Raw genomic sequence first — 14,160 nt, 5'->3', positions numbered from 1 at the left:
GCTTTATTCCACAAGAATCGACAATTTCCCGCATATTGCGCCATTTTAGCGTTAATATCGGGTGTTGTTTTTAAACGAAATTTATAAGCTTTGCGAATAATCATACTGTTATTATATACAGTCAATCAAAAAGGAACAAGCCACTTAGTCGCTTCGCGACTATTGCCTTATATCACCGACCTAAAGGAACGGTGATATAAGGCAAAAGTTGATAAATGACTACCAATTAAATCATTAACCACTTAATGATTAGTTTCGCGGTATTTAGTTTTTTTACAAGTTTGTTTATAGGTACAAAAAGTATAGGACAGGTTTTAGGTAAAAATTAACCAATGTTAGTGTTATGAATGTAGGCGGGAGTTTACCTCGCGCTTATGGGCTCGTAGGCGTTGAGCTTGCTGACGCGAAAAGCGCAGCTTTTAATGTGTAGGCACGATTATGCATCCGAATAAATTAGAACTAGTTGTGTGGGTTTAAGGGTTTTAAAACCTCATTCGAGATTATATCGCGTTGGCGATGGCAACCAAAGAGCGGCTGCCGCCGACCGCCCTTTGGAATCCCCCGGCGCACCCGAGGATCACACTGTTTCCTCAAGCTAAAAATTGCTATGAACGTAAACGCGATGAAATACTTCCCTGTAAAAGCATCGCTTTTTGTGGCATCCATGCCACTCATTACTCAGCAATTTTTTACTTTCGGGTGTGATCACGGGGAATTGGAGTGTGTTGGTATATTGGTGTTATGAATGTTGGCGGGAGTTTACCTCGCGCTTGTTTAAATTGAAGGTTAAATGTTCGCTCGTAGGCGTTGAGCTTGCTGACGCAAAAAGCGCAGCTTTTAATATGTAGGCACGATTATGCACCCGGATTAATTTAAACGTGTTGTGTGGGTTTTTAAATTTAGTAATAACAAAAGCTTGTACTTAATTGTTTAAAAGTTAAGGCTAAATTTACATAATTGTAAAAGCAGGCGCGTATTAATGATAATGGCGTAGTTTTTATTGGTTATATAACTAATAAGCCTATATTTATTTTTACCAATCAGGTAAATTGTTTTAAATGAATACTAACTTAATAATACGTTAGTTATTAACAGATAAGCCAAGGAGCGGTGTGTCTCGTGTCAAACTCCACACTTAGTTACTACAATCAAAACGCACAAAGCTTTAGTGACTCAACCTTAAATGTTGATATGTCAGTGCTGTATGCTGAGTTTTTGCCACACGTTACCGAACACGGCCATATTTTAGATGCAGGTTGCGGTAGTGCCCGCGATGCAGCTTATTTTAAAAAGCAGGGTTTTACTGTGAGTGCGTTTGATGCAAGCGCAGAGCTTGCCGCATTAGCAAGCAGTTACTTACAACAACCCGTCGACGTTAAAACCTTCCAACAGCTAGATTACGTTAATAAATACGATGCTATTTGGTGCTGCGCTAGCTTATTGCACGTGCCAAAAGCTGAACTTCCGCAGGTGTTTTTAAACCTACAAACTGCATTAAAACCGAATGGTGTTTTGTATGCATCGTTTAAATATGGCGACACAGAGCGTGTGCATAATGGCCGTGAATTTACCGATTTAACCGAAAATGCTTTAACGCATTTACTTAATTACACACAGTTAAAAGTGATTAAACAATGGCAAAGTGTTGATCAGCGCCCAGAGCGCGAAAGTGAAGTGTGGCTAAATGCGTTGATTAAAGTAGTGCACGTTTTATGATTGGAGCAATGCAGCAACAGCTCGACTTTATTGCGTATATTCAACGAATGTTAGTTGAAGGGGACTTTAGCGCAACTTATAAGTTTGCCCTGCTGCATGCTATTGCCGATGTATGTGTAGAACAGCCGTTATTGTCAGATCAAAGTGAGTTAGTAATAGAGTTACCTACACTTGCCGATAAATTAATTACCTTATATTGGCATCATGCAATGCCGTTTCCGTCAGAACATACCGGTGAAAGCGCTCTGCTTTTGCAAAACACAGGCGCGCAATCAAAAGTAATTAGCGTATTGTTTGAATGCCAACAAAACAATATTCGTAATTTACGCCAGCTAAAGCAAAGTTCATTTTACAAACCAACATTTAACGCTGCTATGGCAACATTGAAAAGTGGTCCGCTTTGGCGATTACAAATACTTGCCAAACAAGAAGAATGCTTTTTATACCCACACACTAAAAACACTAAATTCATTACCTTAAATGCTGGCATCGCCAGTTGCTTTAGACGTTTTTATGATTTAGTCGTGTACTTAGCTAAAAATGCGTGGCTGCAAAAAATTCAAAGTATAAAGTACAACCAAACACTTATTGGCCCGCAAAGCCAACTGCATGATTTTTTATTTGGCTTTGACCGTAACGCACTCACAAAAGCAAAACCTGTGTTAGTAGAGCTGCAATCAAACTCATGCTTTTATTGCCAAAAGCCAATGAAAAACGATATTGAGGTCGACCACTTTATACCGTTTGCCCGTTACGCAAACGACCTAGGCCATAACTTTGTAGCAGCGCATCGCACATGTAATAACAATAAGCGCGACTTTTTAGCTGCGCAACAGCATCGCGAGCGCTGGCAAAATCAAAACTTGGTTGTTAACAGCCAAATTATTAGTAATGAGCTAAGTGCGTATTTTCACTGCGATGCAGATAAGTCACTCGCAGTAAGCAATTGGGCGTATCAGGTGGCACAAGCCAACAACGCTAAATTATGGCTTGGAAATAAAGACCATTTTGAGCAAGCAAAACCAACCGCCGATATAGTGGCTTTCCCGCAAGCAAAACAAACAGAGTTAAATCAAGCTGCAGAGCCTGTTATTAGCTTAAAATCAACTGATAATGCATTAAAGCTGCCGTATTTCCCCAATATAAAAATTGCCTGTGGGCATTTTAAAACAGGGGATGAGAGCGACATGGAATTAATAGCTGCACCACTTGGCGCAGGTAAGCTCGACCCACAAGTACACTTTTTTGCGCATGCATCGGGTAACTCAATGAATGGCGGTAAACACCCAATACTTGATGGTGATTTACTGCTACTTGAGCTTATAACACCCGATAAAGCGGGATCGCTACGCGGCCAAATAGTGGCGATTGAACGTGATGATATAAACGGGGATGGGCAGTATTTACTGCGTAAAGTTAATAAATTACCCAATGGGCAATATGAGCTAATCGCTCAAAACCCAGATTACGAAGTAATGATTGCAGATGAAAGCATGCGAACATTTGCGCGGTTTAAGCAAGTGGTTGTGTAATTTGTAATTGTAGGCAGGAGTTTACCACCCGCTTTAACTTGTAGGCGTTGAGCTTGCTCGCGCGAAAAGCGAAGCTTTTGAATGTTGATGCAATTTGCGGCGTTTATAAATGCTGTTTTGGTGTTTGGACTCAGGGATTAAAAACCTCTATTCGAGGTTTTATCGCGTTGGCGATGGCAACCAAAGGGCGGCTGCCGCCGACCGCCCTTTGGAATCCCACGGCGCACCCGAGGATCACACTGTATCTTCAACTTACGTTAATGATGTGAACGTAACCAGCGTAGATAGGCCATCCATGGCCAAGCTACGCTTTGTACAGCATCCATGCTGTAAATTACTCATCATTAACTTATTTTCAGGTGTGATCACGGGGAATTGGAGTGTGCTGGTCGATTGGTGTTTATTAATTTCAATTGTTTGTTATTTAATGGATTAAACAACCTGAATGCGAAGTGAACGATGTTGCCGTAACAATAATTAACTGGTACGTTAGTAGTCACATTAAAAGAAAGGACTCTATAAAATGAAGCTTAATCAAGTTTTATCAATTGTTAATCAAGTCGAAAAATCAAAATTCATTTCTTGTCTAGATCGTTTATGTACCGATGCGGCTAAAGATAATAAAAAGCTAGCTAAAACAATAGACAATATTGATGGCCAAATTAAAAATGCATCAGGCAGTGAAATAACTCAATTATTTAACACCGTTCGGGAGTTTTTTAAAAACTCAGTAAAAGAGCAGATCTTAATGAGCACTGCACAGCTAAATTTACTGGTGAATATTTTAAGTCGAGATGGTAATGGAGTTGCAAGGATAAGCTGGATTGAGTCGCTTTACGAAAAAGAGTGGGCTGAATTATCAAAGCTTTCAAAAGAGCTTAAAGAGTGTATTCAACAAAACTCAGCAGAGGGTATTTTAGAAAGAAATCGCGCATTAAAAATTTATCATGCTTGTATGAAAGAAGCATATTTCAATGACGAAAAAAACAACAGAGATGCTAAAGTTACAGACGATGAGCGCAGTATTCTTAATGTGCTTTCTAATGAGTTAAACCTTACAACAGATGAATGTGCCGCAGTAGAGCACCTAGTTGATATTATCCCTCAAAATGGTGTGTTAGATGCCTTAAATAGTCTAAGAGATATAGGGCTGTTATTTATAAGTAAAAAACGCCAAGAAGTGTTTATTCCAGATGAAATTGTAACTCTACTTAATGAAATTCAAGGCAAAGATTTAGCCGATAAATACGTACTCAGAATACTTAGAACACTCACAGATGCTGAGCTTTCGAATGCGCTTAAAGCCCATGGGCGTAAAATTAGAGGTGTAAGCCGCACTGATAAAATTCAAACAATTATTCACTCAGGGATTAGCGCCGCTAAATTATTATCGGACGATATTCATAATGTCGAAGATAACCAAAATCAACGTAAAGAACGCCTAAAGCAGTTGATACAAGACCTAGAAATTGATACTGAAAAATTAGGCACTACTTTAGATGAACGTATTGGTTTAATACTGTCATCATTATCAGGTGCTACAGAAAAAGAGTTTGATTCACTTAGCGCCAGTGGTTTTAAACAACTTCTAAAAACACTAGAAGAACACTTCCCAACGATGCAAGCTGTACTAAAAGAAGCATTTGAGCTTGAAGCTAATGAATTAATTGACACTGAAAAGCTGCGTGCTTTAAGTATTACGCCACACGACATTTTATATTTACTTTCGAATGATGAAGTAAAAGAAATTCGCGACAGTATGGGGCTTTCTAAGCGTGGCAATGCGCGTTTTGCTATTTTAGAAAGCTTTGCAAATGCCACCGATAAACTAATCGAGAACTACGATGCACTAGCACGGCGTGACATTAACGCATTAAAAGAAGCGGGTGCAGATGTAACAGAGGCCGATATTGGCGTTAAATTTGAAGAAGTCACAAAGGCTATTTTTGAGCTATTAGAACTTAATATCGACGAAGATCTCCGTAAAGACCTAAATACCACCAAAGACAAAGCTGATATCGTAATTTCACTTAGTGATAACGATATAATTATCGGTGAAGCAAAAACCTGTAAAAATGGTGACTTTGCTAAATATTCAACAACCTCACGCCAAGTAAAAGCCTATGTAACCCGCGCTGAAAACCAAGGTAAGCGCGTGGCACAGGTATTAATAATTGCCCCTAGCTTTTCTGACGACTTCATCGAATCAGCTGAAATGGATACAGAGGTTAATATTTCACTACTCGAAGCACATGGCCTTAAGTTAATACTTGATGCTTACAAGTCAAAGCGTAACCCAAGTTTTGCGCCTAAGTTACTGACCAAAGGCGGTTTGCTGAAAGCTGAGTTAATAGCGAAAAATATATAGATATTTTGGAGAAAAATTTGCAAAAAGATCACAAAGATAATTTATTTAAGTTAAGACCGGCTGGTAGACATATTCTAGCTATGGGTAGAGAGTTGATTAAAGATAATTATTCAGCTGTTATGGAGTTAGTTAAAAATGCTTATGATGCTGATTCAGAATCAGTGAAAATGAAATTTGAACTTGACCATGTTAACAAAAATATAAAAATCATTATAAAAGATTTTGGCCATGGAATGAGCCGGGAAACCGTTTTAAACAAATGGTTAATTCCTTCAACTGACGATAAATTAAAAAGAAAAAAAAGTCCTAAGGGAAGAGTTATGCAAGGGCGGAAAGGTTTAGGCCGTTATGCTGCAGCTATTTTAGGTAATACATTAAAAATGCAGACTGTTGATCACATTGGTTATCAGACTCTTGTCGATATTAACTGGAATGACTTTGATAATGCTGAATTTATGGATGAGGTGGAATTACCAATTGAGACCTATAAGGTTAGCGACAAACCAGGAACTGAAATACATATATTCGGAGATAAAGAGTTTTATGACTTTTGGGATGAGTCTGAATTCAATAATTTAAAATTTGAATTAAAAAAACTAATATCTCCAATACATGAAAATAAAAAATATGATGACTTTAACCTCTATTTAGATATTCAAGATAGCAGGCAGGGGGGGCTATTTCAAGGTGAAGAAAAAATAGAGCCATTTCCTTTATTGGATTATTACGATTATAAAATATCAGGAAGAATTAATAACCAAGGAAAGGGGGTTGTAACATTTGTTAATAATAAAGAGCAGGCAGTACAGGATGATCAACTAATATTTAACTTTGGAAATAAAACAAAGTGTGGTGATATTGAGATTGATATCAGAGTTTATGATCGTGAAAGCCAATCAATTGATAATCTTATTAAAAAAGGTCTAAAAGACGAAAGCGGTAATTATCTGAACAAAAGCCAAGCAAAAAGCTTATTAAATCAATCCAACGGTATTGGTGTATATCGAAACGGTTTTAGGATTCGACCATTGGGCAACCCTGATTTTGATTGGCTTAAATTAAATAGTGATCGAGTCCAAAACCCTTCTCTGCATATTGGTAGTAATCAAGTAATTGGATTTGTAAAAATACAAAGCGAAGAGCTTTCAAATCTAAAAGAAACTAGTGCTAGAGATGGCATAAAAGATAACAAAGCATATCAAAATCTTATAGCTATAGTGAAACAAGTATTAAGCGAGTTAGAGGTAAGACGCTTTGCTTATAGAAGAAAATCAGGATTGACAAAGGGTGCTGTAAAAATAGAGCAAGATTTTGAAAAGCTTTTTTCTTTTATTAATGTAAAGAAGCAGATTAAAAAGACACTAATTAAAGAGGGTATGTCGGAAGAGTCTACAGACGAGATATTTAAAATCTTAGATGATAAAGAAGCTGATAGTGCCAAGTTAATCCAAGATATTAAAAAGAAAGTTGCAATATATCAAGGACAAGCAACTTTAGGTAAAATAGTTGATGTTGTAATGCATGAGGTTAGGAAGCCACTTGGATTTTTTAACAATCAGTCTAAAAATTTGGATTACTGGGTTGGTGAGTATGTTTCATCACCATCACAAGAAAATAAAAATGAGATTTTGAAAATATCTAAGAATTTCAGTATAAATACCAATGTACTTTCAGAACTATTTAATCGGCTAGATCCTTTGGCAACAACACAGCGAGGGAAAAAAACAAGTTTTAAAATAAAAGATTCAATTCACCATTCAATAAGTGTTTTTTCAAGTCAAATCAAAGCAAATAATATTTTAATAAATATTATTTGCGATGAAAATATTGAGTTGGTTGGCTGGATTAATGACATATATGTAATTATTACAAATCTATTAGATAATAGTATTTTTTGGCTAATTGAAAAAGATATAAAAAACAAAGAAATAAATATAATTGTTAGAGGCAATGGCAATTTATTTGAATTTCTTGACTATAAAGATAATGGACCCGGAATATCAAAAGAACTCATTGAAACTGAATCTATTTTTGAGCCTCAATTTTCAACTAAGGTTAATGGTATCGGTATAGGTTTACCTATAGCAGGGGAAGCTGCACATAGAAATAAATTAGATCTCAAAGCATTTGAGTCTGATACCGGTGTTTATTTCAGATTACAGTCAATGGAAGAATGAAATGAAAATATTGTTAGTTGAAGATGAAGCTAGTTGTATAGATGATTTTGAATCAACGTTAAAAAGATATAATCATCAAAATAATAAGTGTATTCAGTACGAAGTAGCTAAAAATGTTGAAGAAGCGAACTCAATGTTAAATAGCTCATTTGATGGAGCTATAGTCGATTTAAAACTTGAGTCAAAAGTGACCGGTGGGAATGAAGTAATAAGAAATATACAGGACAATTTTAGAATACCAATTGTAGTATTTACAGGGACGCCAAGTAATCTAGATCAAGAAGAAAACCCATTACTTGGCTTATATTTGCGAGATCGTGGGTATGACGATGTTTTGAATTTTTTAGTTAAAATATACAATACAGGTTTGACCCAAATTCTAGGAGGAAGAGGTCTTTTTGAAAAGGCGATGAATGAAGTTTTTTGGACTAATATCCCACAAGCTATTGAGCATTTCCAAAAAGACTGTAACCCTGAAACAAGTCAGGTGCAATTATTGCGTTTTACTCTAGCTCATATGTACGAACATATCGATCTTGATTTTAATACCAATAGTAATTCTGCCGAGACCTATATATATCCAGGGAGCAAAAAACTACAAGGAGGGTCTATTGTAAGAAGTAAAATGCAACAAAACCTATATATTTTATTGACACCTGCTTGTGATTTAGCTCAATGCAAAGCTGATTATTTGCAGTTAGCACAAATTAAAGAGATTAGGGAGATTCCAGAAATAATCGACATTTTACCAGCTGATGGTGAAGAGTTAAGTAACAATAGATCTAATAAAATAAATAATAAAATTCAGAACTTTGTAAGAAATAAAGCTGCTAGATATCATTACCTTCCAATGTTTGGTGCAGTCGAAAATGATAGTGTAGTTGATTTTCAAAATATCCATTCTATAGAAGAAAGTAAATTTTTAGAGCATTACGAACTTTTAGGATCTGTTTCGAATTATTTTTACAAAGATCTGCTTAGCCGTTTCTCGGCGCTGTATTCGAGGCAAGGTTCGCCTGATTACGACTTTATAGACGAAGAAAAAAAATTGTTTTTAAAATTAACTAATACAATAACTTAAAAATAATATAGGCTATCTGCTGTGCCAAGTATGGTGGCACAGCATTCCCCACCTGCACATACTGGTTTGTTCTTGTCCCTTCAAAAATATAATTATCTGGAAACGTTTGTAGACGCGCAGCTTCGCGTACGCTAAGACTACGGCATTGCTGTGGATCATAGTGAATAAAGTAATGTCCATCTTTTGAGATATGACTAGTTACAGTCGTAGCATACTTATTGGCGACTTGAGCTCTGAAGCGATCTGAGTGAGTACCTGTTTCCCAGTTTGCATGGGCTGGTGCTAGTTCTTTTGGGAAGTGGCGAGATTTAGGTGATAACCCTTCAATTTCTGCATACGCGGCACAATAGGCGTAACGAAGTAAATCATCCACCATGTGACCTCTTGTTTCGTGGTTTAATACCACTTTAAGGTTCAAATCTATATACCAAGACCTTAATGGCTCTGGCATAGCAGGAACTTTGCCACTTAATGCTTTTTCTGTTCTCGTTAAACCTATTTTTGGCTTAAGGTTTAAGCTGTTTGTAGATTCTTCATTAAATTGCTTTATCAGAATTTTCTTGAGCTTTATCGCGTTGCTAGCGACAGCCTTTTCCCAATCTTTTGCATTATCTTTTTGTTTTGAAAAGCCGCTGCGTAAATTTGGTAAGTCACTAATAACTTGTTTTACGGTAACTTGATGATCGCATACGTTTAGTGTTTCTGGAATTGCTTTAATATCCTCACGTACACCAAGTAAAATTACACGATGCCTAGCTTGAGGTATACCGTATTGCTCACAACGAATTAAAAAATCGGCAGAATCTTTGTATTGTGGATCTTCTGGATTTTCTGCATCAACCACTAATGAATAGATTTTATATTTTGGAATATTCTTGTGTTTGGTCACTTTTCCAGGGCTACGCAAATCTTCTAATATTTGAGGAAACATGACTTGGCCGTTAACTTTTGCCGTAAGTATCCCTCTTACATTTTCCATCACAAAAATATCAGGCTTCGCTAGACAAATTACTTCTAAGTACTCTTTGTATAAAAAGTGGCGAGCATCATCTTCTGCTATGTAACTTTTGTTACCAGCATTTCGTGAACGTCCTGCAAGTGAATAGGCTTGGCATGGAGGGCCACCGATTAGAACTTTTGGGCCTTTATGCTTTTTGACCAGTTCCTTTATGCGTTTATGGATTAGCTTATTGTCTTTGCCTAGTTCTTTTGCACCATTTAGAGTTTCTTTATTGGCTTCTGTTGCAACATCAGGGTGGAGCTTGAATAACTCATCTCTTGTAATTTCACCATGTAGATAACGATAGTAATTATTTAATGATTGAGATTTGGTTTTGAGTGTACGATAAAATGCACGAGTTGTTAAAGTTTGATGAGCATGGACATCCTTTTCAACAGAAATACCGATTTGAAAAGGTGATTTACCATCAGAGGTTTGAGCCGCTGAAATTCCTTCCCCAAGCCCACCAGGGCCAGCGAATAAATCAATAACCAGAATTTCACCGTTTTCCATAACTTTACTACTAAATAATTTAATGACGTAGAATGATACCAGGCTTATACATGGTCTTAAAGTTTTAAATAGCAGTACTACTGCTAATAGAACAAATTAGCAACACTATTAGAAATTTAAACACAGATGCTGAGATATTTCCCCGTGATCACACCCGAAATTGAATTAATGGTGAGTAATTTACAGCATGGATGCTGTTAAAAAGCGTAGCTAGGCCACGGATGGCCTATCTACGCTGGTTACGTTCATATCATTAATTTAAATTGAGGAAGCAGTGTGATCCTCGGGGCGCCGTGAGATTCCAAAGAGAAGTCGGCGGTTACTTCTCTTTGGTTGCCATCGCCAACGCGATATGTAAAATAATTTGCAACTAAAAAAATCGTATCACGATTTAAATTTTGTTCAATTACTTGCGTAATTAACTGCTCGTAAATACCAATTTGCTGCATTAAAACCACTCCCTGTTTGCGAACATTCAGTTTACTAAAAAATGCAATGTAAACAAGCATTAACTCATTGTTGAACTAAAGGCAGCTGCCAAGACAACTCCCCCGTGATCACACCCGAAATTGTATTAATGGTGAGTAATTTACAGCATGGATGCTGTTAAAAAGCGTAGCTAGGCCACGGATGGCCTATCTACGCTGGTTACGTTCATATCATTAATTACAATTGAGGAGATAGTGTGATCCTCGGGGCGCCGTGAGATTCCAAAGAGAAGTCGGCGGTTACTTCTCTTTGGTTGCCGTCGCCAACGCGACATATAACTAATATTTGCAATTAAAAGCCCAAGCGCGAGGTAAACTCCCGCCTACAATTCAAAAGTTGCGCTTTTGGCGTCAGCAAACTTAACGCCTACAAAATTACTTTTACTATTGCGCTAAAGCACGACTTAGTAATTCCCCTAAACTATCTGTTTCTATTTTATATCCAATCCCTTATATTCACTCTAGGAGCTCAAAGGAAGAAAGCGCTCAATTTAAGGATGAATAATGATTAAATGGATTTTATTGATACTACTTGCCATATTTACAACGTTACCTCAAGCATACGAATCCTACTCACAAAGTCGCTGCGACAGAATTGAAAAAGAACGTGAAACAATACGTTCACGGTTGCGTCAAGGCTATAGAGTGAAAGAAGGTGAGCGATTAAAAGCACGATTCAAATCTTTATTTGAAGAACTTGCAAAGCATTGTGATAACCCCAAACAAACCAATCGAACACATCAACGATCTTCCGTTTATAGCACTAGTAATAACGCGTTATTACACACAAAAATGCCGAATATGCAATTTTATAGTGATAGCTATAACGACCCAGGTAAGCTTAAAGCTTGGTCTGAGTTTTATACTTTACCTAAACGTTGCCGAGCTAAGGGAATGGAGTCATCCGATTTTGTATGGTGCAGTGAGTACCGCGGTGAGCAAAAACGATTATTTGAAGAGCAGTGGAATAAGCGGCCATAAATATGTTAAACACACAATGGCGAGTGCTATTTGTATTTATTGTGCTGTTAATTGCATCGGCACTTATTGCTAATCATTTAACAGGACGGGTATTCAATTATCATGATCCTATTGGCAGTTTTAGGGCAATTTACGAAGATATAAAAACTAAAGTTGAAATGGCAGAAGAGCCTGAACTAACCGTTGTGAAAACGGCTGCTGCCCCGTCATTTTCTTCTAAAACTGCAATGCAAAACCATTTACCACAAGCCGACACTACGCGCTGTGTAGATGTATCATTAGGTAAAGTTAAATATAAGCGTAATGGCAATATTTACACCTGGACAGATAGCAATGGCGTACCACATTTTAGTGATAAAAAGCCTGACTTTGAGGTAGCAACACTCGACACAGATTTTGTTGAGCCGCTTGATTACTTTGAATTAACGCTACATGCAGCTAACTTACCGCCATCGTTTACTGAAGAGTTACGTATAAAGCTCAATACTGTTTTTAAGGTGTATGGCCAAATTATAGGTGTTGATGCATTAAAAAAAGTAAGGTTAAATTTAACTGTATTTGCAACACGAAGAAGCTATGAGCAAGCAATTAAACTGCGCGGGGCCGATCCAACAAACACCGATGGTATGTATTTTCATTCTACCAACTCAGCTTTAATAAATTATAGAAATGAGCAAAGTGCTATGCGCACAGCGGTACACGAAGCGGTGCATGCGGTTAACAAAGCAATATTAGGCTCGACTCCTCGCTGGCTCAATGAGGGGTTAGCTGAGTATTTTGAATATACCAAAAACAGCATGCAACTAGTTAGTGTTGAGCCACATCCTGGCTGGGTAAATAATAAGCGCGTAGCGCAAAGTGTTTTTACTATTAATTGGTTGATAGGTTTAGATGACACGTGGCAAACAGGCGATGACACTAAACTTTATGCGAGCAGTTGGGCTGCTATATATTTTTTGATGGATTCTAATAAAGGCAAACAGTTTTTAAAAAGCATCATGCTAGCCGAGCAAAAATCGCCATGCAGTAAACTCACTGCAGCAGAGTTAAAAAATATGCTGTATCAGCATTTTCCGCAATTGGATAAAGACTATAGACAATGGTTGAAAACCCCATTTAGAAAACAGAGTTTTTAAGGAGTTATGCAAAGCACTACGCGAATTAAACTCGGCTCTAAAAACAAAGCGCGAGGTAAACTCCCGCCTACAATTTGAAGGCTGATGCTGAGATATTTCCCCGTGATCACACCCGAAATTGAATTAATGATGAGTAATAGCTGCGCATGGCGGAATTTTGTTCCCGACAAATTCCAAGTACCTAAATCCCTTTAGGCAATGCGCGATAGCCGTGACTTTGCCATGGACGGCGAATACACGGCGTTTACGTTCATATCATTAATTACAATTGAGGATATAGTGTGCTCCTCGGGGCGCTGTGAGATGACGAATGACCAAAGCGTAGCTTTGCAGCTTGAGGAAGTGGAGGCATGGAAGCCGACAGTAACCCAGCTTCATGGATGAATTATTTGCAGCAGAGATTATTTGGAGACTATGCCCCTTGGTTGCCGTCGCCAACGCGACATTCTAATACGTTTTTAAAAATAGCAACGCTAATCTGAATGCGGTATAAATACAGCACTTGAATTTAGAGGTACTTCATGGACGATTTAATCAATAGTGGCTTAAGCCTTTTATTTGTTGTTGGCAGTGTTTATTCATTACTAGGTGTTTTGTTTTTTCGAATTTGGTCACATCAAAAAAATGCAAAACTACCAATAGAACGCGATAAGTTAAAGCGCGTTGCGGCTCAAACACTCAGTGAACAAGTGAATGAAAAAATAGTTGATGTGATAGGGCTTGTAAGTTTATCGGCTTTAACTGTAACTATGCCTTTTGCTATCAAAGGTATTGCTGAAATGTTTGCCAGCGGCAAGTTTAATTACTTTTTAATTATTATGATCATCTTAGGTTTAGCTTATGTAGCAAGAAAGCTTTGGGTTGAATCTAACAACTTAATAAAATTAAAGCTTGGGCGTGATGCCGAATTAGCAGTTGCTTCCGAACTTATAGAGTTACAGTCACACGGTTATCAAATTTTTCATGATATACAAGCCGATGGTTTTAATATTGATCATTTAGTAGTAGGGTTAAATGGTATTTTTGCTATTGAAACCAAAGGCAGACATAAGCGAATAAAAGATGATACAAATTACAAAGTTAAATTTGAGGTAACTATTCACCAAGACAAATTATTTTCTAAGGATCTTTTTTAGCTATTGACTGATCCTGCCAGTATGCCAAGCTA

The 14,160-nt window shown here is 37.3% G+C and carries 11 protein-coding genes; 8 read left to right on the top strand and 3 right to left on the bottom strand.

Annotated elements, in window-relative coordinates; all coding sequences use genetic code 11:
* The coding region (locus tag J5X91_RS17200) for a helix-turn-helix domain-containing protein (protein WP_208834892.1) at positions 1-104 on the bottom strand (104 nt) is incomplete at its 3' end.
* A gap of 1,015 nt (positions 105-1,119) precedes the next feature.
* Here J5X91_RS17200 and J5X91_RS17195 point away from each other — a divergent pair.
* The 5 genes from J5X91_RS17195 to J5X91_RS17175 all read left to right on the top strand — a co-directional run bounded on the left by J5X91_RS17195 (position 1,120) and on the right by J5X91_RS17175 (position 8,874).
* Complete coding sequence (locus J5X91_RS17195) at positions 1,120-1,716, top strand: class I SAM-dependent methyltransferase (RefSeq protein WP_208835299.1); 597 nt, start codon at positions 1,120-1,122, stop codon at positions 1,714-1,716.
* Entirely contained in the window at positions 1,713-3,248 is a 1,536-nt protein-coding gene (locus tag J5X91_RS17190; RefSeq protein WP_208835298.1) for an HNH endonuclease, read from the top strand. The genes J5X91_RS17195 and J5X91_RS17190 overlap by 4 nt, the downstream gene beginning before the upstream one ends.
* A gap of 523 nt (positions 3,249-3,771) precedes the next feature.
* Positions 3,772-5,616: a hypothetical protein gene (locus J5X91_RS17185; protein ID WP_208835297.1), complete on the top strand. Its 1,845-nt coding sequence runs from the start codon at positions 3,772-3,774 to the stop codon at positions 5,614-5,616.
* A 17-nt stretch (positions 5,617-5,633) separates the two neighbouring features.
* The gene (locus tag J5X91_RS17180; RefSeq protein ID WP_208835296.1) at positions 5,634-7,793 is read left to right on the top strand and encodes a sensor histidine kinase; all 2,160 of its coding nucleotides are present in this window, start codon (positions 5,634-5,636) and stop codon (positions 7,791-7,793) included.
* A 1-nt stretch (position 7,794) separates the two neighbouring features.
* Positions 7,795-8,874: a response regulator gene (locus J5X91_RS17175; RefSeq protein WP_208835295.1), complete on the top strand. Its 1,080-nt coding sequence runs from the start codon at positions 7,795-7,797 to the stop codon at positions 8,872-8,874.
* On the opposite strand, the gene J5X91_RS17170 is transcribed toward J5X91_RS17175, so the two are convergent.
* Positions 8,858-10,387, bottom strand: coding sequence for a DNA cytosine methyltransferase (locus J5X91_RS17170; RefSeq protein WP_208835294.1), 1,530 nt, complete (start codon positions 10,385-10,387; stop codon positions 8,858-8,860). The two genes, J5X91_RS17175 and J5X91_RS17170, sit on opposite strands and share 17 nt — an antisense overlap.
* A gap of 245 nt (positions 10,388-10,632) precedes the next feature.
* Complete coding sequence (locus J5X91_RS17165; protein ID WP_208835293.1) at positions 10,633-10,836, bottom strand: hypothetical protein; 204 nt, start codon at positions 10,834-10,836, stop codon at positions 10,633-10,635.
* A 543-nt stretch (positions 10,837-11,379) separates the two neighbouring features.
* Here J5X91_RS17165 and J5X91_RS17160 point away from each other — a divergent pair.
* The 3 genes from J5X91_RS17160 (at position 11,380) to J5X91_RS17150 (ending at position 14,128) form a co-directional block, all read left to right on the top strand.
* Positions 11,380-11,856 carry a hypothetical protein gene (locus J5X91_RS17160; RefSeq protein ID WP_197108739.1) on the top strand — a complete coding sequence of 159 codons (477 nt, stop codon included), beginning with the start codon at positions 11,380-11,382 and terminating at the stop codon, positions 11,854-11,856.
* A 2-nt stretch (positions 11,857-11,858) separates the two neighbouring features.
* The gene (locus tag J5X91_RS17155) at positions 11,859-12,992 is read left to right on the top strand and encodes a DUF1570 domain-containing protein (protein WP_208835292.1); all 1,134 of its coding nucleotides are present in this window, start codon (positions 11,859-11,861) and stop codon (positions 12,990-12,992) included.
* Between the two features lie 521 nt (positions 12,993-13,513).
* Positions 13,514-14,128, top strand: a complete 615-nt coding sequence (locus tag J5X91_RS17150; RefSeq protein WP_244363929.1) for a nuclease-related domain-containing protein — start codon at positions 13,514-13,516, stop codon at positions 14,126-14,128.
* The last annotated feature ends 32 nt before the right edge of the window (positions 14,129-14,160 follow it).

This window comes from Pseudoalteromonas sp. K222D, from assembly GCF_017653575.1.
Taxonomy (GTDB): Bacteria; Pseudomonadota; Gammaproteobacteria; order Enterobacterales; family Alteromonadaceae; genus Pseudoalteromonas; species Pseudoalteromonas nigrifaciens.
This window is presented reverse-complemented; position numbering and strand designations above follow the sequence as displayed.

Coding starts and splice junctions, on each gene's coding strand:
- J5X91_RS17190 (WP_208835298.1), top strand. CDS start 1,713: ATGATTGGAGCAATGCAGCAACAGCTCGACTTTATTGCGTATATTCAA.
- J5X91_RS17185 (WP_208835297.1), top strand. CDS start 3,772: ATGAAGCTTAATCAAGTTTTATCAATTGTTAATCAAGTCGAAAAATCA.
- J5X91_RS17175 (WP_208835295.1), top strand. CDS start 7,795: ATGAAAATATTGTTAGTTGAAGATGAAGCTAGTTGTATAGATGATTTT.
- J5X91_RS17170 (WP_208835294.1), bottom strand. CDS start 10,387: ATGGAAAACGGTGAAATTCTGGTTATTGATTTATTCGCTGGCCCTGGT.
- J5X91_RS17165 (WP_208835293.1), bottom strand. CDS start 10,836: ATGCAGCAAATTGGTATTTACGAGCAGTTAATTACGCAAGTAATTGAA.
- J5X91_RS17160 (WP_197108739.1), top strand. CDS start 11,380: ATGATTAAATGGATTTTATTGATACTACTTGCCATATTTACAACGTTA.
- J5X91_RS17155 (WP_208835292.1), top strand. CDS start 11,859: ATGTTAAACACACAATGGCGAGTGCTATTTGTATTTATTGTGCTGTTA.
- J5X91_RS17150 (WP_244363929.1), top strand. CDS start 13,514: ATGGACGATTTAATCAATAGTGGCTTAAGCCTTTTATTTGTTGTTGGC.